Raw genomic sequence first — 22,684 nt, 5'->3', positions numbered from 1 at the left:
AGGTGTCACGGGAGGCAGGTGTCACGGGAGGCCGCCCATCGCACTTCCTGGCTCCTCATCGACCCGGCGCTTCACGAGGCGTCGCCAAACTCCCGTCACGGCCGGATCTCGCTCAGCTCAAAACGGCACATCGGACGTTCCGTGAGGGACATTCAGAACCAGGCGCGCCAAGCTTCCCAGTCGGACACGGCGCTGGCCAGAGCCGCGTAGCCTTTGGCATTGGGGTGCGTTCCGTCCCCCGCTGCAGCCTCGCTGGTCCATGCGTCGGATTCTGTCGCCATGCCGAAGACCGGCAGGAACGGGACATCGAGTCGGGCGCAAAGAGGAGTGATGTCGCGCGACAGAGCCTGAATTCGCGCATCCGTCGCTGGATCGTCGCAGACGGGAAGCGGACCGATCATCAGGGTTCTTCGCCAACCGGCGGCGTCTCCGAGAATCTTCTCCGCCGTGTCGAGGGAGCGGTCATGAGGGACGCGGATTCGGCCATCGACGAGCGTGCAGTCGTTTGCGCCGAACGAAAAGACAAGCCGGCCGTCCAGCCCCTCGGGCAGCCGGGCTTCGGCCTCGCTTCTCCAGCGGCGGTGGATGTCGAGGCTGGTGTCGCGGCGAATTCCCAGATTGTAATGCGTGACGTCCCAGCCGGCGCGGCGGGCCTCGGCACAGAGACGGCCCGTCCATCCGAGACAGGTGTCGTCACCGACCCCGTTCACGAAACTGTCGCCGATGAAGCAGATGCGCATGAATCGTCCCGAAATCTCGGCCGCTATCCTTCCGCCAGCGGCAGGCCCCGGCTCTCCGGGCTCCAGTGCAGGTCCGGCGTCGTCGCGAACAGGCGCTTGTGGGCGAGCACGGCGTAAGTGTCGGTCATGCCGGCGATGTAGTCGGCGACCCGGCGGGCGATGCGCCCCCCCCCTGCGCCATCGAGCCCGACCCGCCATTCCTCGGGCATGGCTGCCGGGTTCGCCGTGAAGGCGCCGAACAGATCCGCGACGATGATGTCGGCCTGCGCCCGCACCGCCAGCACGCTCGGGTGGCGGTACATCCGCGCGTAGAGGAAGCGCTTGATCGTCGTGTCCGCCTCCGCCAGCGCCGGTGAGAAGGCGACGACCGGTGCCGATGCACCACGGATGTCCTCTACCGACATCGGCGCCAGGACTTCGATCCGGCGCGTACTCTCCGCGATCACGTCCTCGACGAAGCGGGTAATGACGCGACGCGCCAGTTCGTGGATCTTTCGCGAGGGTTCCAGCCCCGGATGCAGGGCGTCGATCTCCTCCATCAGCTTGGCGAGGAACGGCACCTCTTCCAGGTCGGAGAGTTCGAACAGACCGGCGCGCAGGCCGTCATCGAGGTCGTGGCTGTCATAGGCGATGTCGTCGGCCAGCGCCGCCGCCTGCGCTTCCGGTCCGGCGAAGCGGCCGAGTTCGAGATCGTGAACGGCGTCGTATTCGAGGATCGCGGCGGGAATCCCCCGCTCGGCCCAGCGCGCGGTCGGGGCTCCCTCGGGCGTCAGCAGAGGCCCGTTGTGCTTGACGAGGCCCTCCAGGGTCTCCCAGGCGAGATTGAGCCCGTCGAATCCGGCATAGCGCCGCTCGAGCCGGGTCACGATGCGCAGCGCCTGGGCATTGTGGTCGAACCCGCCATGGCCTTTCGTCAGCGCATCGAGGGCGTCCTCGCCGGTATGCCCGAAACAGGTGTGGCCGAGGTCGTGGGACAGCGCCAGCGCCTCCGCGAGATCCTCGTCGAGGCCGAGGGCACGGGCGAGGGCCCGTGCGATCTGGCTGACTTCGAGCGTATGGGTGAGGCGGGTCCGGTAATGGTCGCCCTCGTGATGGACGAAGACCTGGGTCTTGTGCTTCAGGCGCCGGAAGGCGGCCGAATGGATGATCCGGTCGCGGTCGCGCTGGAAGTCGCTGCGGGTGGGCGAGACCGCCTCCGGGATCAGCCGCCCGCGCGTGGCTGCCGGATCGGTGGCGTAGCGCGCCCGCCAGCGTTCGCCCCTGTGCCGCACGTCACCTCCCGAACCCGTCATTGCGCGCCAGGCTCCTACCGCGTTGCAGCGCGTCTCTACGGCGCATATCTTGTGTGGGCTAGCGCTTCTGGCAATCGACGAGAACCCAAGAGCATCACGATGGCCGACATTACCCTGACCCCCCGCGCGGCCAAGCGCATCAACGAGATCATGGGGACCGAGCCTCCCGGTGCGTCCCTGCGGATCAGCGTCAATGGTGGCGGCTGCTCGGGCTTCTCCTATGCCTTCGACATCGAGCGCTCCCGCGCCGATGACGACATGGTGATCGAACGGGATGGCGCGACCGTCCTCGTCGACCCTGTGTCCCTCGAATACATGAGCGGCTCGACCATCGATTTCGCCAACGACCTGATCGGCCAGTCCTTCAAGATCGAGAACCCTCAGGTCACGGCCTCCTGCGGCTGCGGTACGTCGTTCTCGCTCTGAGCCATCGTCTTTCCGTCACATCGCGGCGTGCGGCAGCGCGATTGCCTCGCCGCGGAAACTGCGGCACGGATGCGGTTCGGCGCGGCACCGTTGCACGAAGCGCCTTTTCCGCAGCGCCCCGGATCTGCTCATGAACGTCCCACAAGGCCGTCCCTTCCTCATGCGGGCGGCCAGCCTTTCGGTCTGTGCCCTCCTTGCCCTTGGCGGAGGTGGCCCGATGGGCCCATTGCCGGCCACGGCCCAGGAGGCGGCGTCCGCCGTGCAGGACGTCACGCTCCAGAACGTGACGATGACGTTCGGTGGTACGACCCTCACCGCACCGCAGGTCATCGTCAGCGGTACGCGTCTGACGAAGGACGATCTGCTCGCTCTCCTGAAATCCGGCCCCGAGCCTCTGGCCGCGCGTCTGGCCAAGTTCGATGCTGCCAGCATCGTGATCCCGGAGCTTCGTTCCGAGACCCGGATCGGTACCAAGGCCCAGACGGCGACCTATCGCGACGTGACGGCCAAGGACGTGCGCGGCGGCCGTATCGCCCAGGCGAGTGCCGCTGGGGTGACGGCGGCGGAGGATGGGGGTGAGGCGAGACACAGCGCCAGTTACGGCCGCATCGACATGAAGGACGTCGATCTCGCCGCGATGGCGCGGCTTTACGGCGAGGCAGGCGAAGCCAAGAGCCCGATGCTCCGGATCTACGGCAATTTCTCGGCCGCCGACATTGTGATGGAGGCCGAGGGCACTCTGGTGAAGATCGCCCGTCTCGAGGGTAGCGACGTCAGCGGCCGACAGATTCCCGCGACATGGACGGGCGCGCTGGAGGCGATGTCCCGTGTGGACCCGACACAGCCCGCCTCCGCCGACAAGGCGCGGATCCTCGGAACCGTGGCGGACCTGATGGACGGGTTCTCCGTCGGCTCGTTCCAGGCCAGCGGGCTCACGGTCAATCAGACCCATGACGGTGAACCCATGGCGATAACCATGGGACGCATGGCCTTCACCTCCGGAAACCTGACCTTCGAGGATCTCGGCTTCACGGCGGGCGAAGCCAGTGGCAAGCTCTCGCGTATGTCCTTCGCGGGCTTCTCCTTCGCTCCGACCGTGGCGGCCATGCGGAAGCTCTCGGCTCAGGCCGGGGAGCCGACCGAAGCGGATCTGCGGCAGATGACTCCGGTGCTCGGCACCCTGGCAGTGAAGGACCTGCGCCTCGACCTGCCGCCGGACGGGGCACCCGCCGCGCCGAAGCCCCCCGGCAATTCTGCTGGCAAGCCCGCTGCTGCTCCCGCGCTCCCCCCCGTCGCGACGGCTCCCACGCAGATCGGCCTGCGTGACGGTGCCTTCGCCTTCGGGCCGCTGCGCGACGGCCTGCCGACCACCGGCCGGGCCACCCTCTCGGGACTCACCCTGCCCGCTACGGCGGTGGCCGGAATTCCGGGGCTCGGCTCCCTCGGCGCTTACGGCTATCGCGACCTCGACCTGAACGTCGTCGCCGACACGGCCTGGAACGAGGCCGCCAAGGAACTCTCCTTCAGCGAGGTGTCGGTGTCGGGCAAGGACATGGGCAGCGTGAAGGTCAACGGCATCCTGGGCGGTATCGGCCCGGCGGTGTTCGACCCGGATCCGAGCGTCTCGACCTTCGCCATGCTGGGGGCGACTGCCAAGACCCTCGACCTGCGGATCGAGAATAGCGGCCTGTTCGAGCGCTTCATCGCCTCTCAGTCGAAGAGCCTGAGCCTCAAGCCGGAGGAACTGACCCAGGAATACGTGACCGCGACCACGTTCGGCGTTCCGGCGATCCTCGGCAATTCCGCCGGCGCCAAGGCCATCGGCGCGGCTCTGGGCCAGTTCGTGACCCGGCCGGGCACGTTCCTGCTCAGCGCCAAGGCGAAGAATGCCGGCGGCATCGGCATGCTCGAATTCAGTGCGGCCCCGACGCCGGGTGCCGTGCTCGACAGGTTGGACGTCAGCGCGAAGGCGAATTGAGGACGGGCGAGCCGCGCATGCGGCTCCCCTTCCCCAGGCGGGGGGGACGCGAGGCCTGGATCAATCCAGCGCGCGCACCACGATCCGCCCACCCTGGGCCGAGAGGGCCAGGCGGCCTGCCTTGAGGGCAAGCGCCTTCTCGCCGAACAGCGTCCGGCGCCATCCCTGCAGCACCGCGATGTCGGCCTCGTCGTCTTCCGCGATCGCTTCGAGGTCATCCATCGTGGCGACGATCTTGGGCGCCACGTCCTCGGCCTCGCAGACCGCCTTGAGCAGGACCTTCAGCAATTCGACCACGGCGCCGTTGCCGCCCCGGCCCCGGCTGCGCTCGGGCAAGGCGATCTCGGAGAGGTCACGCTGAAAGCCGCGCTCCACGGCGGCCAGGATGTCGGCTCCGGTGCGCGAGCGTTCGAAACCCGCCGGGATCGAGCGGAGGCGTCCCAGGGCCTCGACGCTGCGAGGCGCGGAGGTGGCGATGTCGATCACCGCCTCGTCCTTGAGGATTCGCCCGCGCGGCACGTTGCGGGTCTGGGCCTCGCGTTCGCGCCAAGCCGCCACCTCGGCCAGAACCGCGATCTCGCGCGGCTTGCGCATGCGGCCCGAGAGCCGGCGCCAGGCCTGGGCCGGGTCGGCCTTGTAGGTTTCCGGCGAGGTCAGGACGCTCATTTCCTCGTCGAGCCACTCGCCGCGATCGGTGGAGAGAAGCTTGCCGGCCAGCACCTCGTAGATCGTCACCAGATGGGTCACGTCGGAGAGGGCGTAGCTCGACTGGGCGTCCGAGAGCGGACGGCGCGACCAGTCGGTGAAGCGGGACGACTTGTCGATCTTGGCCTTGGCGACGTCGTTGACCAGCTGCTCGTAGGAGACCGAGTCGCCGTAGCCGCAGACCATGGCGGCGACCTGCGTATCGAAGAACGGCTGCGGCAGCAGCCCGCCGAGCAGCCAGATGATCTCGAGATCCTGGCGTGCCGAGTGGAACACCTTGACCACGCTCTCGTCGGCCATCAGCGCGAAGAATGGCGCGAGGTCGATATCGGGAGACAACGGGTCGACGAGCACGCCCGACCCGTCCGGCCCCGCCATCTGGATGAGGCAGAGCTTGGGGTAGTAGGTCGTCTCCCGCATGAACTCCGTGTCGACGGTAACGAACGGCTGTCCGGCGAAACGGCTGCAAGCCTCGGCGAGGGCCGGCGTGGTAGCTATGAGGTCCATGAGAGCCGGCTATATCGGAGGTTGACGCGTGAGGCGAGATCGTATCTCGCGCCGCGCGCGCCTATCCCCGACATCCCGTGCTGCACTTGCCTCGTCAGGCGGCACGCTTGCGGGACCGGTTCCGGCGAGCGAGGCTGCGCACCAGTTCGGCACGCTCGCGCCTCTGGGCCTCGGCACGGGCGAGAAGCCAGTCGAGGATGCCGGCATTCATCCGGGGGCCGCCTTCCTCGGACAGGCGCCGGATCCGGTCCACCCGAAAGCCGCGATAGCCGCCGCGTGCGCGGTCGATACCGCCCAGCAGCGTCCGGCCGGGTCCGAGCCTCAACTCTCGCGCGCTCAGGCTCCGCGTGCTCCAGAGGCCACGGGAATCCTCGTAGACGATCTCGTAGCGGCCTTCGAGCGGCAGAACCTGCCACGCGCCGGGCTTGTGTTCGCCCTGTTCGGCAGTCTTCCGGCGTTCGGCAGGAGCGGCGGCAGCCTCGTTCAGAATATCGAAAAATGCGTTTGCATTCATGGAGCTGATATGGGGATTCACCCTCGTTTCCGAAAGGTCCCGCCCTCGTCTCCAGGGCCTCGACGATGCCCGTTCCGGGCTCGTCCCCGCTCCCGCCTACGGGCTCCGCCGCGTGGCGTAAGATCGCCTTCGCCTTGACTTGCCCGCCCTCGCGTGAATGGTGCGCCGCTCAATCTGAAGAGCCCGTCATGCACCGTTATCGTACCCATACCTGCGGGGCGCTCCGCCCGTCCGACGTCGGCGAGACCGTTCGCCTTTCCGGCTGGTGCCATCGCATCCGCGATCATGGCGGCGTGCTCTTCATCGATCTGCGCGACCATTACGGTCGCACCCAATGCGTGGTCGACTCCGATTCGAAGGCGTTCAAGACCGCTAACCTCGCCCGCTCGGAATGGGTGATCCGCATCGACGGCCGCGTGCGCACGCGCCCTGCGGGAACCGAGAATGCCGACCTGCCCACCGGAACGGTGGAGGTCTATATCGACGACATCGAGGTTCTCGGCCCCGCCGGCGAATTGCCGGTGCCGGTCTTCGGCGACCAGGAATACCCGGAGGAGACGCGGCTCAAGTATCGCTTCCTCGATCTTCGCCGTGACAAGCTGCACGCCAACATCATGAAGCGCGGCGCGATCATCGATTCGCTCCGCCGCCGCATGCGCGAGGGCGGCTTCTTCGAGTTCCAGACACCCATCCTCACCGCCTCCAGCCCGGAAGGCGCGCGTGACTATCTGGTGCCGTCCCGCGTGCATCCCGGCAAGTTCTACGCGCTGCCGCAGGCGCCGCAGCAGTTCAAGCAGCTGACGATGATCGCCGGCTTCGACCGCTACTTCCAGATCGCGCCGTGTTTTCGCGACGAGGATGCCCGCGCCGACCGCTCGCCGGGCGAGTTCTACCAGCTCGACATCGAGATGAGCTTCGTCACCCAGGAGGACGTGTTCCAGTCGGTGGAGCCGGTCCTGCGCGACGTCTTCAAGGAATTCGCCGAAGGCAAGCGGGTCACCGAGACCTTCCCGCGCATCCCCTATGCCGAGGCGATGCTGAAATACGGCGTCGACAAGCCCGATCTTCGCAATCCGCTGATCATCGCCGACGTGACGGACGAATTCGCTCGCGACGAGGTCGAGTTCAAGGCCTTCAAGGGCGTGATCAAGTCCGGCGGCGTGGTTCGCGCCATCCCGGCGACGGGGGCGGCGACGCAGTCGCGCTCGTTCTTCGACAAGCTCAACGACTTCGCCCGCACCGAGGGCGCGCCGGGCCTCGGCTACATCATCTTCGAGGACGACAACGGCACGGTCACCGGCAAGGGCCCGATCGCCAAGTTCATCCCTTCGGAGATCCAGGCCCTCATCCGCGAAAAGACCGGCACGAAGGCCGGCGACGCCGTGTTCTTCTCCGCCGGCACCGAGGCGAAGGCCGCGGCTCTGGCCGGTAAGGCCCGCATCCGCATCGCGGACGAGCTGAACCTCTCCGACAAGGATCAGTACGCGTTCTGCTGGATCACCGACTTCCCGATGTACGAGTGGAACGAGGACGAGAAGCGGATCGACTTCTCCCACAACCCGTTCTCGATGCCGAATTTCGACCGCGAGGAGTTCCTCGCCCTCGATCCGAGCGAGTCCGAGAAGATCCTCGGCATCAAGGCGTTCCAGTACGACATCGTCTGCAACGGCACGGAGCTGTCCTCCGGCGCGATCCGTAACCACCGCCCCGAGGTGATGGAGAAGGCCTTCGGTCTGGCCGGTTACGGCCAGGAGGTGCTGGAGGAGAAGTTCGGCGGCATGCTCAATGCCCTGAAACTCGGCGCCCCGCCGCACGGCGGCATCGCACCGGGAATCGACCGCATCGTCATGCTGCTCTGCGGCGAGCAGAACCTGCGCGAGGTGGTGCTGTTCCCGATGAACCAGCGCGCCGAGGATCTGATGATGGGCGCCCCTGCCGAGGCGACTCCGAAGCAGCTGCGCGAGCTCCACATCCGTCTCAACCTGCCGGAGAAGCAGGGCTGAGGAACCTCTGCGCGTCCGGCCACGATGCCTTCCCTCGTCGCCATCGTCGTCGCCCATGACAGCGCCCATGCGCTTCCGTCGTGCCTCGCGGCCCTGGCGGCGGAGCATGTGCCTGCCGTCGTGGTCGACAATGCGAGCCGTGATGCCTCGGCGAGCGTCGCCGAGGCGGCCGGCGCAAAAGTGGTCCGCAACCTCCGCAACGAGGGCTACGGTCGGGCCAATACCATCGGGATCCGGGCCGCCGAGCGTGCCGAGCGCGTGCTCATTCTCAACCCGGACATCGTGGTTCAGGCAGGAGCGATCGATGCCCTGCTGCGGGCCGCCGCCGCGTATCCCGATGCGGGGCTGCTGGCGCCGCGCCTGATGGAGCCGGACGGGCGCTTCTTCTACCAGCCGCGCTCGCTGCTCGCGCCCTATCTGACCAATCCGCCGGGCAACCGCGCCTTGCCCGAGGGCGATGCCTGTGCGCCCTTCCTGTCGGGCGCCTGCCTGATGATCCGGCGCGACCTGTTCCTCGACCTGGGCGGGTTCGATCCGAACATCTTCCTGTTCTATGAAGATGACGACTTGTGTCGCCGGGTCGCCGATGCCGGTCGCTCCCTGGTCCATGTTCACGGGGCGCTCGCCCTGCATGGGCGTGGGCGTTCGTCCGCGCCTGAGCCGGGCCGGGTCTTCCGCACCCGCTGGCACCAGGCCTGGTCACGGGCCTACGTTTCACGCAAATATGGTCTGCCCGATCCGAGCTCCCGGATGCTTGCCGTGAACGCCCCGAAGGCAGCTCTGGCCTCCTTGAGCTTCCGCCGGCAATTGCTCGAACGCTATGCCGGTTCGGCCGCGGGCGCCCTCGCCGCTATCCGTGGCCGCACGGCTCTCGCACAGGAAGGGCTGGCATGACCCTGCTCAATCCAACGGACGCCCTGGCACGCGCCGTGGCCGGCGTCGCGTCACATGGCTTCCTGATTGTCGCCCGCAACACGCGCGGCGACAGCGTCTATCTCAAGCCGGAGGGCAGCGTCTTCGCCCTGCGCGTCTCGAACCATGCGCGAACCCCGAAGCAGCGGGCGAACCATCCGGATTCGGTGACGAGCCTCGTCATCCGCCAGCCGAAGACAGAAAGTCAGATCGACGCTCTGGTGACGGAGGCCCTGCGGAATTACGCGGGAGAATGCCGGAAGCGGGAGGGCTAAGGCCCGCCGGATCGCGGTGAAGGTCCCGCGATCAGGGAGCCGGTGCCGTTCCCATTGGACACGGCGTCGGGTTGACCGCCTTCAGCCTTCCGCTGCGTCGTCCCGGAAATAGGGCTCCACCGGGCCCTTCAGCTTCACCGTCATCGGGTTGCCGGCCCGATCCAGGGTCTTGCCGGCCGACAGGCGGACCCAGCCCTCGCTGACGCAGTATTCCTCGACATTGGTTTTCTCGACGCCCTTGAAACGGATGCCGATGCCGCGTTCGAGGATGGCCTCGTTGTAGAACGGGCTGTTGGGGTTCACCGCGAGGCGGTCGGGAGGCGTGTCGGACATCGTCTGTGCCTTGAAGTCGATCGATCGTCAGTGTGGGTATGAAACAGTCCGGGTAAGGGATTCAGGCGGCGCCCGCAACGCCGGCCGCCCGCGCCGCGCGCGCGGCCGCGATCAACTCGGCGACACGATCGCTCTGGAGCAGCGGCACGAGCGGGCGGATCGTTGCGGGATCGAGCTCCCACCAAGCCGTCTCCAACAGGCCCGCCACCAGACCCGGATCGAAGCGGGAGCGCACCACCCGGCCGGGATTGCCGACGACCACCGCATAGGGCGGCACGTCGCGGGAGACGACGGCATGGGCCCCGATCACCGCTCCATGTCCGATGGTGACGCCCGACAGGATCAGGCAACCGGAGCCGAGCCAGACGTCGCTGCCGATCGTCACGTCGCCGCGTGATGCCTGGTCATCGACCGATGCGTCCACCCCCGGCCACAGCCCCGCCATGGCGGCGAAAGGATAGGTGGTCGCCCAGTCGAGGCGATGCCCGCCCCCGAGAAGGATCTCGACCTTGTCGGCGATGGAACAATACCGCCCGATCGTAAGGTGCCGCCCAGCTTCCGGGAACCGCACTTTGGGACGGCCATAGGAGTATTCCCCGATGGAGAAACCGTAAGTTTTCACCAATTTCTCGAGGTGGATTCGGGTTTGGTTGTGCGGGTTGCGCCCACTCCGCAGGCGGTGCAACAGGGACGTCAACCAACGCATCCCGACGTCCGGCGGGAGAGTCCGGCGGAGCCGAAAAGGCCCGTCAGTGAGGGAGTGAGGCTCATGGGCGACAATATGTCTGACGATCTCAAGTCCGGAGCCCTCGTCTACCATCGTCTACCCCGGCCCGGAAAGCTCGAGATCCAGGCGACGAAGCCGCTGGGCAACCAGCGAGATCTGGCGCTGGCCTACTCGCCCGGCGTCGCCGCCGCCTGCATGGCGATTTACGAGGATCCGCAGGAGGCGGCCAACCTCACCATCCGCCAGAACCTGGTCGCCGTGCTGACCAACGGGACCGCCGTGCTCGGCCTGGGCAATATCGGCCCGCTGGCCTCGAAGCCGGTGATGGAGGGCAAGGCCGTCCTGTTCAAGAAGTTCGCCGATATCGACGTGTTCGATATCGAGGTCGACCAGACCGACGTGTCGAAGCTCGTGGACGTGGTCTGCTCCCTCGAGCCGACCTTCGGCGGCATCAACCTCGAGGACATCAAGGCTCCCGAGTGTTTCGAGGTCGAGGAGCAGTGTCGGGCGCGGATGAACATCCCCGTCTTCCACGACGACCAGCACGGCACGGCGATCATCGTCGCGGCGGGTGTGCTCAACGCCCTCGAACTCGCCGGCAAGCAGCTTCCGGATGTCCGGATCGTGACCTCGGGCGCGGGCGCGGCGGCTTTGGCCTGCCTGAACTTGCTCGTGTCGCTCGGGGCCCGTGTCGAGAACATCACGGTCACCGACATCAAGGGCGTGGTCTACAAGGGCCGCACCGAGTTGATGGATCGCTGGAAGGACGTCTACGCGCAGGAGACCGAGGCCCGGACCCTGGCCGAGGTCATTCCGGGTGCCGACGTGTTCATCGGCCTCTCGGCCGGTGGCGTGCTGAAGCCCGAATACCTGGAGAAGATGGCCGAGAAGCCGCTGATCATGGCGCTGGCCAACCCCTACCCCGAGATCATGCCGGACCTGGCGCAGGAGAAGCGCCCCGACGCGATGATCTGCACCGGGCGTTCGGACTTCCCCAATCAGGTCAACAACGTCCTCTGCTTCCCCTACATCTTCCGGGGCGCCCTCGATGTCGGCGCCACCTCGATCAACGAGGAAATGAAGCAGGCCGCCGTGAAGGCCATCGCCGCGCTCGCCCGCGAGACGCCGTCCGACGTGGTCGCCCGCGCCTATGGCGGCGAGGCCCGGCCCTTCGGCCGGCATTCGCTGATCCCGAGCCCGTTCGATCCGCGCCTGATCCTGCGGATCGCGCCGGCCGTGGCCAAGGCCGCGATGGATTCCGGCGTCGCCGGCCGTCCGCTTGAGAACATCCAGGCCTATGCCGACAGCCTCGACCGGTTCGTCCACCGCTCGGGCTTCATCATGAAGCCGATCTTCTCCAAGGCCAAGGAAGCGCCCAAGCGCGTCATCTACGCCGAAGGCGAGGACGAGCGTGTGCTCCGCGCCGCCCAGGCCATCGTCGAGGATCAGGTGGCCCGGCCCATTCTGGTCGGCCGCCCGCGTGTCATCGAGACCCGGATCAAGCGCTTCGGGCTCTCGATCAAGCAGGGCACCGATTTCGACCTGATCGATCCCGAAGACGATCCGCGCTACCGGGACTATGTCGCCACCTATCTCGAGGCGGCGGGCCGGCGCGGCATCACCCCGGACGCCGCCCGCACCCTGGTGCGGACGAATTCCACGGTGATCGGTGCGGTCGCCGTGCGCCGGGGCGAGGCGGATGCGCTGATCTGCGGCCTGGAGGGCCGGTTCGAGACACGTCTGCGGGTGATCCGCGACGTGATCGGTCTCGCGCCGGGCGTGCTCGACTTTGCCGCCATGAGCCTCGTCATCACGAAGAAGGGCGCGTTCTTCCTGGCCGATACCCATGTCCGTCCGGATCCGACCGCCGAGGAAATCGCCGATGTCGCGGTGGCCTGCGCCGGGCATGTCTCGCGGTTCGGCATGACGCCGAAGATCGCTCTTCTGAGCCATTCGGATTTCGGCCAGTCCGATTCCCGCTCGGCCATCAAGATGCGCACCGCGCTGGGCCTGATCCAGGCTCGCAAGCCCGAACTTCAGGTGGATGGCGAGATGCAGGCCGATAGTGCCCTGTCCGACCTGATCCGTGATCGGGTGCTGCCGGGTTCACCCCTCAAGGGTGCGGCCAACGTGCTGATCTTCCCCAATCTCGATGCGGCCAACATCGCCTTCCAGTTCTCGAAGGTCCTCGCCGACGCTCTCCCGGTGGGGCCGCTCCTGATCGGACCGGCGAAGCCCGCTCACATCCTGTCGCCCTCCGTGACGGCGAGGGGCATCGTCAACGTCACGGCTGCAGCGGTGGTGGAAGCGCAAGCGACCTCCGTGGAATCGAGGGCGGCCGCGGCCGAGCCGGGAGTGACCCCGCTCTCGGAATAGGACGCCCTGGCCGGTCGTCTCGAACCTTCCGGCATCGTCATCGCAAAGGCCCCCGGATCGAATGGTCCGGGGGCCTTTTTGTCGTGTCCCTGTCGCTTGGGGATAGGATCAGGCTTGTCGCTCGCCGTAGGCGATGGCCGGGCCCATGGCGCCGAAGCAGCCGCCCAATCCGGAGGAAACTCCTTGGCCGACGGATTGCATACAGGACTCAGGACGAGCCTTCCCATCGGAGAAGTCCATGTGCCTCGGTGACGATCCCAACTGCGCGCATTTCGCCGAACATCGGCAGCGGTTCCTCGGCGATCTCGCACTCGAGCGGCGTGCCTTTCTCAAGAGCGGATTCGTCGCGACTGGAGGTGCCGCGGCACTGGCCGCAGGCGGCTTGTCCCTCGTCGGCCCCGCCCTGGCGCAAGCCAGTGCCAAGGGCATCAAACAAACGGCGCATTACCACCTGCCGGCAACGGCCGAGACGGTGCATTGGGGTTATTTCTCGAAGCTGCTGAAGCCCCAAGTCGAGATCGCCTCCGGCGACTACGTCACGATCGAGACCCTGACCCACCACGCCAACGACGATGCCGAGCGCATGGTGACGGGAGATCCCGGTGCCGAGAGCGTATTCCTCTGGACCAAGGAGAAGAAGGGCGTGGCCCGCCGGGGCGCCGGACCGGAGACCGGCCCGCTCGGACCGGGCGGAGGGCTCGGCGTGCATATCTGCACTGGCCCGGTGGCGATCCGAGGCGCCGAGCCCGGCGATGTGCTGGAGGTCCGCATCCTCGACGTGGCGCCGCGCCCCTGCGCCAACCCCGCCTTCAAAGGGCGCAGCTTCGGCAGCAACGCCGCCGCCTGGTGGGGCTACCATTACAAGGACATGATCACCGGGGACCGGTCGCGCGAGGTCGTCACCATCTACGAGGTCGACGCTACCGGCGCGCGCGATTGGGCGAAGGCGGTCTACAATTTTCGCTGGCCCGGCGTCACCGATCCATTCGGCGTAGCGCATCCGACCATCGATTATCCAGGCATCCCCGTCGACCACACCAAGACACAGCGCAACTTCGACGTGCTCAAGGGCGTGCGCGTGCCGATCCGCCCGCATTTCGGCACGATGGGCCTCGCGCCCAAGGAAGCCGACATGGTGAACTCGATTCCACCGAGCTACACCGGCGGCAATATCGACAATTGGCGCATCGGCAAGGGCGCGACGATGTATTACCCGGTGGCAGTGCCGGGCGCCCTTTTCTCGGTGGGCGACCCGCATGCGAGCCAGGGCGATTCCGAGCTTTGCGGCACGGCCATCGAATGCTCGCTCACCGGCACGTTCCAGTTCATCCTGCACAAGAAGGCCGACCTGGCCGGTACCGCGCTCGAATCCCTCGATTTCCCGATGATCGAGACGTCAGAGGATTGGGTGCTGTCCGGCTTCAGTTACCCGAACTACCTCGCCGATCTCGGCCCTGAGGCGCAGAGCGAGATCTTCGCCAAATCCTCCATCGACCTCGCCATGCGCGACGCCTTCCGTAAGATGCGATCCTTCCTGATGCAGGCGAAGGGGCTCACCGAGGACGAGGCGATCTCGCTCATGTCCATCGCCGTCGATTTTGGCATCACCCAGGTGGTGGACGGCAATTGGGGCGTCCACGCCATCGTCAAGAAGTCGATCTTCGCCGACAGGCCGGCGTGAAGACACCGAGGCAGCGGCCGGAATTTCCGGTCGTCGCCTCGTGAAGACGACGGCAATGACGGAGGCTGCCCGTATTGGACCTCTCCGGGGGGGTGACTAGGCCGTTCGGCCAGCTTGTGTCCCGACAGGGCTCCCCTGACAGGCCCGTTCGGCGCCGGCTCCCTTGCGACGCGATCGCCTGACCGCATCGGCATGGCGGAATTTCGGCTCCCACCACGGCGGCTGACTACATAATAGATTCTACTTTTGCCTACAAAGCATCTCTTAATCAAGATAAACTAATTAACAATTCTGTGTTTATGCTGGATGAGTTTGATACTCGATAGCAGAGCGTATCTTAGCATGGTATGGACCGGCGGAGTTGGCGGACTTTTTCGGCAAACTCGATCCCTCATCATGGATCGCCAAGGTGTATCGGCGGTCGAGTTCGCCTTGATCGTACCCGTTCTGCTTCTGATGCTGGGGGCATTCTTTACCGTCGCAATCTTTATACGGACCCACACCACAATCTCGACCTATGCGCGGGAGGCCGCACGTGGCGTGGCGGTGGGATACATGACCGCCGCGGAGGCAAAGCAGTTCGCTGAATCTCATTCTCTGGACGATCCCGGCGTCGTCGCAACGGCCAATATCGATCCCGCCACCAAAGGGGACGAAGCCGACCGGGATGTCGTCGTCACCATTGAGATCACCAAGGCCGAAATGGCCAAGATCACACCGTTCGGCGGTTTTTCGGCCGGCGTCACGTCGCGGGCCGTCATGCGCAGTCTGGCGGAATGATGAAACTCTGCCCCTCCCATATCCGCGCCTTTTCGGCAGGCCGCGGCGGAAACGTCGCCCTGATCTTTGCCTTCGTCCTACCGGTGATGGTGGGGGTCGGGGGGCTCGTCATCGATTTCGGAGCGGCGGTCCTCGAGAAGAATACTCTCATGACCAGCGCCGAGGCCGCGGCTCTCGCCACGGCCAGCTACATCGGGGCGGCGGACCGGAGCGCGGCCCTGGCGACGGCGCAGCTCTATGCGCGGCAGAACCGGCCGACCGTCGATCAACTCGTCACCAATGCCGATCTGGAGTTCGGAAAGTGGGAAAACGGCGCCTTCACCGTCGACGAGAACGCCAATGCCGTACGCGTCACGGCATCGCGAACGACGGCCAAGGGAAACAGCTTCAAGACCTCGTTCGCGAAGCTCTTCGGCTCTGATTTCTGGGAGATCTCCGCGAGCGCGATCGCACTCGCCAATCCGATGTGCATCCTGATCCTCCATCCGGATCATTCCAATGCTTTCGACATCGATCCCGGAGCACAGATCGATGCGCCGGATTGTGGCGTGCAGGTCAACTCGAAGCATCATTCCGCGTTGGAGATCGGAAGCTCGTCTTACGTCAACGTCAGCAGCATCCGCGTCGTCGGCGGGGTCGGCATGCACAGCACGGCAACTGTACGACCCGCTCCCATGACGGGAGCCGTACTGGTCGCAGATCCTTATGCGTCGCTGGCTCCTCCGGTCAACGAGACTTGCGGGGGTGCCAAGTTGATCAATAAAGATACGGTAGCGAAAACGATCGAACCAAGCTTTGCTTTCTGCAAAGGCTTAACGATCGACGATGCGTCCGTGACTTTATCACCAGGAGTCTATGTCATCAAGGGACCGCTCACGCTGAAGAACGGGGCTTCGATCAAAGGCAATGACGTAATCATCTATATGGATGGGCTGGGGAGCGATATCTTCTTCCACAGCAAGACGAGCTTCGAGCTGAAGGCCCCGACGACGGGACCTTACGCGGGGATCGTTCTCTGGTCGGACAAAAGAAACACCCACGATCACGACATCTACTCGAAGTTCGGTGCCTCGGCCGAAGGGACGATCTATGCCCCCAGCAGTCAGGTCGAGTTCGAGAACGACGTCGTATGGGAGGCCAATTGCATTCGTATCATCGTGTCCCGCCTCGAACTCGACAACGACTCGAAGTATCGCGCCGCGAATCCGACCGCGAATTGCAGCAACAACGTCTATAAGGGGACTACTCGCCTTGTGCGGTGACAGGTCTCGCACGTGAGCCCGCGCCGTTCACGGCCGTTGTCCTGAGAACCCCTCGTGTCGAGAGGCCTGCCCGGCGGCGCTTGTTTTCAAAACGTCAGGGACAGGCGATCCGCCCCTCCATCCCCAGAATCCGACCGAGACTGCGGACGCGGTTGAGGAGGCGGTCTCCGGGGAGCGCGGCCAGGTCCGCCGGCAGGGTCAGGGTCACCCGTCGATCGTCCAAGAGGAGGGGCAGGCGCGCCAGGGCTCCCTCCATCCCCGCCGAGACCGGGAAGGCGATGCGCAGGAGCGCGCCGAGGAGCCGGGCGCGCTCGAACAGGCGTGGTCCGGCGAGGCTGCGCAGCATCGGGCTCGCCTTCTCGGCAGCGACGCCCTCGTGACGGAAATACACTGCCAGCGCGAGATAGGCCCGGCCCGGATGGTCGATGCCCACGAAGGCGGCATGGGTGATGATGTTGATGCTCTGCTCGCCCCGGTAATCGGGATGCGCGCGCCAGCCGATATCCGACAAGAGACAGGCGGCGTGGCGCAGGCGGCGCTCGTCGGCGGTTTCCGGCCCGTCGAGGGTGGCGACGAAGCGGTCGGTCCAGGTGATGAGATCGTCGCCATGGCCTGGCGAGCGGGCGCGGAGCCGGTTGAGTTCCGCCGCCGCCGCGAGAAGCGGGTCGGTCAGGCGCGTGTCGCGGTCGAGCTGCTCGTACAGCAGGCCCTCGCGGACGCCGCTCGCCGAGATGGCGAGTTCACGCGGACGGCCGACGCGGATGATCTCCTCCAGCACCACGGCACCGTAGGCGAGAAGGGGCCTGCGCGCCTCGGAGACCGCTTCCACGTCCTGCAGCAGGGCGGCATCGGTGCGTTCGACCACTTCGAGGAAGCTCAGCTCGTCCGACGGCTCGATGCTGTAGCCGTGCATGACGTGGAGCGGGTAGCCCCGCGCTGCCTGGTGCAGGCGGGCCAGCGCCCGCCACGTGCCGCCGACCGCGTAGAAGCTGCGACCGCGCAGGGTTTCCAACTGGGGGGCCGCCTTGGCGAGGTTCTCGCGGGCGATCTTGAGGGCCTTCTTCACCGAGCCGCCGGACAGGTCCTGAAGGGCGAGGCCGCCCAGCGGCATGGTCACGCCCTGCCCTACTGTGGCACCCCGTACGTCCACGAGTTCGAGGGAGCCGCCGCCGAGATCGCCGACGACCCCGTCCGGCGTGTGGAACCCGGAAATCACGCCGAGGGCCGAGAGCTCGGCCTCCCGCCGACCGGACAGGAGTTCGATCCTGTGGCCGCAGGCGGCCTCCGCCGCGGCGAGGAATTCCGGGCCGTTCTGCGCGTCGCGCGCGGCGGCCGTGGCCAGCACGAAGACACGGCCGACCTTCATCGTCTCGCAGAGGATGCGGAAGCGCGCGAGCGCGCTGAGCGCGCGCCGGACCGCCTCCTCGTTGAGCCGGCCCGTGCTGAACACGTTGCGGCCCAGCCCGCACAGGACTTTCTCGTTGTAGAGCGGCGTCGGCGCGCGGTTCAGACCGTCATAGGCCACGAGCCGCACGGAATTCGAGCCGATGTCGATGATCGCCACCGGTTCCACGCGGTCCTGCACGCCGGGATCTCCTTGAGTCGTGAAGCCTAGACCCGACCTGCCGTCACGAGGAAGTCCCATGACCAGCTCCTGCTGGAATCGCCCGCTCACGAACGTTGGGCCCTGCGGCTCAGCGCCCGCGGACTCGACTTCTTCGAGGACTTGCCCCGACCGGACAGGCTCGGGTTTGTCATGAAGTATTTGTGCGCGTTGAACGGCTCCTCACCCTCCGCAGGCTGGACCCGTTCACTCGCACCAGACGCCAGTACACGCCAGCTTTGCTGGTTGTCGAGAAGGTTGGCGAGCATGATCTGGTCCAGCACCTGCTGGTGCACAGTCTGGTTGGTGATGGGCAGGAGCGCCTCGACCCGGCGGTCGAGGTTACGGCTCATCAGGTCGGCGGACGAGATCGAGACCGTGGCCTTGGGATGGGGCAGGCCGAATCCGTTGCCGAAGGCGTAGATCCGACCGTGTTCGAGGAAGCGCCCGACGATGGACTTGACCCGGATCGTCTCCGAGAGGCCGGGAATGCCGGGCCTCAGGCAGCAGATTCCGCGCACCACGCAGTCGATCTGCACGCCCGCCTGTGAGGCGTCGTAGAGCGCGTCGATGATCTGCGCGTCGACGAGGGAATTGCACTTGATCCAGATCGCGGCCGGACGCCCGGCCTTGGCATGCGCCACCTCGGCCGCGATGCTCTCGATCAGGCGTGGCTTCAACGTCAGCGGCGAGACCGACATCCGCTCGAGTTCGGCGGGCTCGGCATAGCCGGTGATGTAGTTGAAGATGCGCGAGACGTCCCGCGCCACCGCCGGATCGGCGGTGAAGAACGACTGGTCCGTGTAAACCCGCGCGGTGATCGGATGGTAGTTGCCGGTGCCGACATGGCAGTAGGTGACGAGCTTGTCGCCCTCGCGGCGCACCACCATCGACAGCTTGGCATGGGTCTTCAGTTCGATGAAGCCGAACACCACCTGCGCGCCGGCCTTCTCCAGGTCACGGGCCCAGCGAATATTGGCTTCCTCATCGAACCGCGCCTTCAACTCCACAAGGGCTGTGACGGACTTGCCGAGTTCCGCGGCCTCAGCCAGCGCAGCCACGATCGGTGAGTTCGACGAGGTGCGGTAGAGGGTCTGCTTGATCGCCACCACGTTCGGGTCACGGGCAGCCTGGGCCAGGAACTGAACCACCGAATCGAACGATTCGTAGGGGTGGTGGACGATGAAGTCCTTCTGCCGGATGGCGGCGAAGACATCGCCGCCGCTCTCGCGGATGCGCTCAGGGAAGCGTGGGTTGTAGGATTTGAACTTCAGGTCCGGCCGGTCGATTCCGACGATCTGCGCCAACTCATTGAGGGCAAGCATGCCCTCCACCACGAAGATGGCGTCGTAGCCGATCTCGAGTTCGTCGGCGACGAAGGCCCGAAGGTCCTCAGGCATCCCGGCCTCGACCTCGAGCCGGATGACGACGCCGCGCCGACGCTGTTTCAATGCGGTCTCGAAATGCAGGACGAGGTCCTCCGCCTCTTCCTCGATCTCGAGGTCGGAATCGCGGATGACGCGGAACGCCCCCTGCCCCTTCACGAAATATCCGGGGAACAAGCGGCCCGTGAACAGCACGATCAGCTGCTCGATGGCGATGAAGCGCGCGGTGGTGTCTCCGGCCATGTCGGGCAGGCGCACGAAGCGGCCGAGGACCGAGGGCAGACGGATGAGGGCGCGCAGCGTCCGCCCGTCGCGCGGGCGGACCATCATCAGTGCGATGCTGGAGCCGAGGTTGGACAGGAACGGGAAGGGATGGGCCGGATCGATGGCGAGCGGCGTCAGGACCGGGAAGACGTGACTGAGGAAGTACTCCTCCAGCCAGGCCTTGTGCTCCGGGGTCAGGTCACCGGGCTCTACCAAGTCGATACCGACTCCATGCAGATCGTCACGCAATTCACGCCAGCGCCGCTGCTGGTCGAGGGCCAGCCGCGAGACTTCCGAGCCGATGCGGGCAAGCTGTTCGGCCGGGCTCAGCCCATCCTGCGATGGCTGGATCAGCCCGGCGCGGACCTGATCGTGCAGGCCCGCCACGCGAACCATGAAAAACTCGTCGAGGTTGTTGGCCGAGATCGAGAGGAAGCGCAGCTGTTCCAGCAGCGGATGGCTGGTGTTGGAGGCTTCCTCCAGCACCCGGCGGTTGAATTGCAGCCACGACAATTCCCGGTTCACGAAACGCTCCGGCGATTCGCGAAGGGCCCTACCGGCCGCCAGAACGCTCTCCCGTGCCGGGGGCTCGGCAGCGGCCCGTTCGGGCACCGTGTCGGCGATGACCGTCTCGACCAGGATGGAATCGGTCTCCGCGTCGTCCGCCGATGCGGAATCCTGCGCCGTCGCTCCGGGCCGGGACTTCGAGGCGGGCTTCGTCACCCGTGCATGCGCGGCGGGAACCCGGACGGTGCCGGCGCCCGCGGGCCGGCGTCGGGGCGCAGGCCCCTTCGCTGGCGCCGCGTTCGGCGTCCGGGAATCCAGGTCGTCCTCGCCGGGGCCGTTCTCGCCGTGCGAGTCCTCGGCGGCCAGAGCCGCTTCCTGCTCCTCGGCATCCGTACTCTTGGCGATCGCGTCCGACTCGACTTCCGGCAACGGGTCTTCTCCTCAACTCTGATAAAACGATCTGCTTCGTAACATACGATAGGGTCGCCGCGTCTGACATTTCGATGACAATCGGGCCGGACCTTTCGTCAGGTCGGCGGACCGTCCTCTTCTGTCTCGTCGTCGCCGGCCTCGTCGTCCGGTACTCCCAGATCAGCCAGGACCGACATGGCCAGCGGTCGCGTGATGCGTCGACCCCGGCGCAGGGCGTCGCGGTCGAGTTCGGCCACCACTGCCCTTGCCCTGGCAAGGGAACGGTCGATCCGCAAGGCGATGGCCTCGACGACGCTGAGATCGACGACGAGCTGGCGGTCCACGAAAAGCTTTACCAGCACCGCTCGCATCAGCGCATCGTCGGGGGGCAGAATCGTGGCGCCCGGCGCCAGCCTGAGGCGCGAGCGCAGATCGGCGGTAACAAGGCCTAGCGCCTCAACCGGTGCCGCCGCCGTGATGAGGACGGGGCTGCCATTCTCCCGGGCGAGGTTGAGGAGGTGGAACAGGGCCGCCTCGTCGCGCCCCTCGGGCCGGTCGAGATCTTCGACCACCAGGGCACCGTTCGAAACGAGATGGGTGACTGAGTCGGCGGTGACGCCCGAGGCGGGGACGGTCCAGGCGTGTGAACGCGTCGCCCAGATCGAGGCCAGATGGCTCTTGCCGCTGCCCGACGGCCCCGTGATGAGACAGACCGTATCGGGCCAGCGCGGCCAGGCTTCGATCAGCCCATAGGCAGCCTCGTTCGCCGGCCCCACCAGGAAATCCTCGCGACCGTAGCGCGGGTCGAGGGGGAGGTCGAAGGCGAGTTGCTTCGGAGGCGCGGCCACGCGCATCGGTGTCTTCATCCCTCGCGCTTCTGAATCAGGATCGGTTCTTCCGCATAATAGAGTGGACTTTGAAGATAACGCGAGATCGCGAACCGCACGATGACGCCGATGGAGGCGGCCACCGGCACGGCGAGAAGGAGGCCGAGGAACCCGAAAAGGGAGCCGAAGGCCAGGAGCGCGAACATCAGCCAGACCGGGTGCAGCCCGACCGAGTCACCGACGAGCTTGGGCGAGATGACGTTGCCTTCGAAGAACTGGCCGACCACGAACACGGCGACGGTCAGCCCGATATGGAGCCAGTCCGATGTCGGCCAGAACTGGACCAGGGCGACGCCCACCGAGAGAAGGAAGCCGACGAGGGTGCCGACATAGGGGATGAAGGTGAGGAAACCCGCGATCATCCCGATCAGCACGCCGAAATTCACCCCGACGAAGAACAGGCCGACGGCATAGAACGTCCCCAGGATCAGGCAGACCAGGGTCTGTCCGCGGACGAAGCCGATGATCGCCCGGTCGATCTCGCCGGCCAGACGCCGCACGGTGGTGCGGTGGCGCGGAGGGGTCCAGCCGTCGACGGTGGCGACCATCCGATCCCAGTCAACGAGGAGGTAGAAGGCCACGACGGGGGTGACGACGAGGAGCGAGGCGATGGAGACCAGCGCCTGGCTGCCCGACCACAGCGACTTCAGGAAAGCCAGGAACCACGTGCCGCCCTGCCCCACCAGGGTTCCGACGGACGATTGCAGGTCGTTGAGAACGTCCGCCCCGCCGACCCGCGTCAGGATCGGCCCGACCCGCTCGACAATGATACCCTGCAGCCGTGACACCATGCCGGGGAACGTCGTCACAAGCGCCGAGATCTGATTGGCGGCCAGGGGCACCACGATCAGCAGGATCACCACGAGCCCGACGACGAACATGGCGAGGATCAGGAGCGAGGCGGAGAGCCGCCCGAGACCCAGGCGCTGGAGCCTGTCGGCCATGGGGTCGAGAAGATAGGCGAGGGCCAGCCCTGCCACGAAGGGCAGCATCACCCCCGAAAGCAGGTAAAGCAGCAGCGCGACGATGCCGAGGCCCACCAGTCCGATCACCGCCCTGCCGCGCATCGGCCCTCCTCCGTCTCGTCTGTCGCCCGCGCACAAGAGTGGGAAGGCG

The 22,684-nt window shown here is 66.3% G+C and carries 19 protein-coding genes; 9 read left to right on the top strand and 10 right to left on the bottom strand.

Going from position 1 to position 22,684, the window contains the following annotated elements:
• Nucleotides 1-152 precede the first annotated feature (152 nt).
• A complete protein-coding gene (locus ASF32_RS04875) occupies nucleotides 153-740 on the bottom strand; it encodes a GDSL-type esterase/lipase family protein (protein ID WP_056424203.1) in 588 nt (195 codons plus the stop codon).
• Nucleotides 741-763: 23 nt separating this feature from the next.
• On the bottom strand, nucleotides 764-2,032 hold the full coding sequence (locus ASF32_RS04870; protein WP_056424201.1) for a deoxyguanosinetriphosphate triphosphohydrolase: 1,269 nt from the start codon (nucleotides 2,030-2,032) through the stop codon (nucleotides 764-766).
• A gap of 99 nt (nucleotides 2,033-2,131) precedes the next feature.
• Here ASF32_RS04870 and ASF32_RS04865 point away from each other — a divergent pair, with 99 nt between their 5' ends.
• Together ASF32_RS04865 and ASF32_RS04860 are read left to right on the top strand one after the other, a co-directional pair.
• Nucleotides 2,132-2,458, top strand: a complete 327-nt coding sequence (locus tag ASF32_RS04865; RefSeq protein ID WP_056424199.1) for an iron-sulfur cluster assembly accessory protein — start codon at nucleotides 2,132-2,134, stop codon at nucleotides 2,456-2,458.
• A gap of 130 nt (nucleotides 2,459-2,588) precedes the next feature.
• Nucleotides 2,589-4,436: a hypothetical protein gene (locus ASF32_RS04860; protein ID WP_244478119.1), complete on the top strand. Its 1,848-nt coding sequence runs from the start codon at nucleotides 2,589-2,591 to the stop codon at nucleotides 4,434-4,436.
• Between the two features lie 60 nt (nucleotides 4,437-4,496).
• On the opposite strand, the gene rnd is transcribed toward ASF32_RS04860, so the two are convergent.
• Together rnd and ASF32_RS04850 are read right to left on the bottom strand one after the other, a co-directional pair.
• The gene (gene rnd, locus ASF32_RS04855; RefSeq protein ID WP_056424197.1) at nucleotides 4,497-5,648 is read right to left on the bottom strand and encodes a ribonuclease D; all 1,152 of its coding nucleotides are present in this window, start codon (nucleotides 5,646-5,648) and stop codon (nucleotides 4,497-4,499) included.
• Nucleotides 5,649-5,742: 94 nt separating this feature from the next.
• A complete protein-coding gene (locus ASF32_RS04850; protein WP_056424195.1) occupies nucleotides 5,743-6,162 on the bottom strand; it encodes a hypothetical protein in 420 nt (139 codons plus the stop codon).
• 188 nt (nucleotides 6,163-6,350) lie between these two features.
• Between ASF32_RS04850 and aspS the strand changes: the two genes are divergently transcribed.
• Genes aspS through ASF32_RS04835 form a run of 3 tightly spaced genes read left to right on the top strand, consistent with a single transcriptional unit; the run spans nucleotide 6,351 to nucleotide 9,352 of the window.
• Entirely contained in the window at nucleotides 6,351-8,165 is a 1,815-nt protein-coding gene (gene aspS / locus ASF32_RS04845; protein WP_056424193.1) for an aspartate--tRNA ligase, read from the top strand.
• 24 nt (nucleotides 8,166-8,189) lie between these two features.
• Nucleotides 8,190-9,059, top strand: coding sequence for a glycosyltransferase family 2 protein (locus ASF32_RS04840; protein WP_056424191.1), 870 nt, complete (start codon nucleotides 8,190-8,192; stop codon nucleotides 9,057-9,059).
• Complete coding sequence (locus ASF32_RS04835; RefSeq protein WP_056424189.1) at nucleotides 9,056-9,352, top strand: hypothetical protein; 297 nt, start codon at nucleotides 9,056-9,058, stop codon at nucleotides 9,350-9,352. The genes ASF32_RS04840 and ASF32_RS04835 overlap by 4 nt, the downstream gene beginning before the upstream one ends.
• 81 nt (nucleotides 9,353-9,433) lie before the next feature.
• Here the strand turns inward: ASF32_RS04835 and ASF32_RS04830 are convergent, their stop codons facing one another.
• Together ASF32_RS04830 and ASF32_RS04825 are read right to left on the bottom strand one after the other, a co-directional pair.
• On the bottom strand, nucleotides 9,434-9,685 hold the full coding sequence (locus tag ASF32_RS04830; protein WP_056424187.1) for a DUF3297 family protein: 252 nt from the start codon (nucleotides 9,683-9,685) through the stop codon (nucleotides 9,434-9,436).
• A gap of 61 nt (nucleotides 9,686-9,746) precedes the next feature.
• Nucleotides 9,747-10,370 (bottom strand): CatB-related O-acetyltransferase, encoded by a 624-nt coding sequence (locus tag ASF32_RS04825; RefSeq protein WP_056424519.1) that lies wholly within the window; start codon nucleotides 10,368-10,370, stop codon nucleotides 9,747-9,749.
• Nucleotides 10,371-10,454: 84 nt separating this feature from the next.
• Here ASF32_RS04825 and ASF32_RS04820 point away from each other — a divergent pair, with 84 nt between their 5' ends.
• The 4 genes from ASF32_RS04820 (at nucleotide 10,455) to ASF32_RS04805 (ending at nucleotide 16,511) form a co-directional block, all read left to right on the top strand.
• A complete protein-coding gene (locus ASF32_RS04820) occupies nucleotides 10,455-12,788 on the top strand; it encodes an NADP-dependent malic enzyme (RefSeq protein WP_056424185.1) in 2,334 nt (777 codons plus the stop codon).
• 238 nt (nucleotides 12,789-13,026) lie between these two features.
• Nucleotides 13,027-14,469 carry an acetamidase/formamidase family protein gene (locus ASF32_RS04815; RefSeq protein WP_056424183.1) on the top strand — a complete coding sequence of 481 codons (1,443 nt, stop codon included), beginning with the start codon at nucleotides 13,027-13,029 and terminating at the stop codon, nucleotides 14,467-14,469.
• 396 nt (nucleotides 14,470-14,865) lie between these two features.
• Entirely contained in the window at nucleotides 14,866-15,249 is a 384-nt protein-coding gene (locus tag ASF32_RS04810; RefSeq protein ID WP_056424181.1) for a TadE family protein, read from the top strand.
• Nucleotides 15,246-16,511, top strand: a complete 1,266-nt coding sequence (locus ASF32_RS04805; RefSeq protein WP_082490371.1) for a pilus assembly protein TadG-related protein — start codon at nucleotides 15,246-15,248, stop codon at nucleotides 16,509-16,511. The genes ASF32_RS04810 and ASF32_RS04805 overlap by 4 nt, the downstream gene beginning before the upstream one ends.
• Nucleotides 16,512-16,605: 94 nt before the next feature.
• Here ASF32_RS04805 and ppx read toward each other — a convergent pair whose 3' ends face one another.
• From ppx to ASF32_RS04785, 4 genes are all read right to left on the bottom strand, one after another.
• The gene (gene ppx / locus ASF32_RS04800) at nucleotides 16,606-18,096 is read right to left on the bottom strand and encodes an exopolyphosphatase (protein ID WP_056424177.1); all 1,491 of its coding nucleotides are present in this window, start codon (nucleotides 18,094-18,096) and stop codon (nucleotides 16,606-16,608) included.
• Nucleotides 18,097-18,182: 86 nt separating this feature from the next.
• A complete protein-coding gene (locus ASF32_RS04795) occupies nucleotides 18,183-20,375 on the bottom strand; it encodes an RNA degradosome polyphosphate kinase (protein ID WP_244478124.1) in 2,193 nt (730 codons plus the stop codon).
• 422 nt (nucleotides 20,376-20,797) lie between these two features.
• Nucleotides 20,798-21,535 (bottom strand): DnaA/Hda family protein, encoded by a 738-nt coding sequence (locus ASF32_RS04790; protein ID WP_056424514.1) that lies wholly within the window; start codon nucleotides 21,533-21,535, stop codon nucleotides 20,798-20,800.
• A gap of 8 nt (nucleotides 21,536-21,543) precedes the next feature.
• On the bottom strand, nucleotides 21,544-22,635 hold the full coding sequence (locus ASF32_RS04785; protein WP_056424172.1) for an AI-2E family transporter: 1,092 nt from the start codon (nucleotides 22,633-22,635) through the stop codon (nucleotides 21,544-21,546).
• Between the last annotated feature and the right edge of the window lie 49 nt (nucleotides 22,636-22,684).

Origin of the sequence: Methylobacterium sp. Leaf91 (assembly GCF_001422815.1) — a bacterium.
In the GTDB taxonomy this organism is placed as follows: Bacteria; Pseudomonadota; Alphaproteobacteria; order Rhizobiales; family Beijerinckiaceae; genus Methylobacterium.
This window is presented reverse-complemented; position numbering and strand designations above follow the sequence as displayed.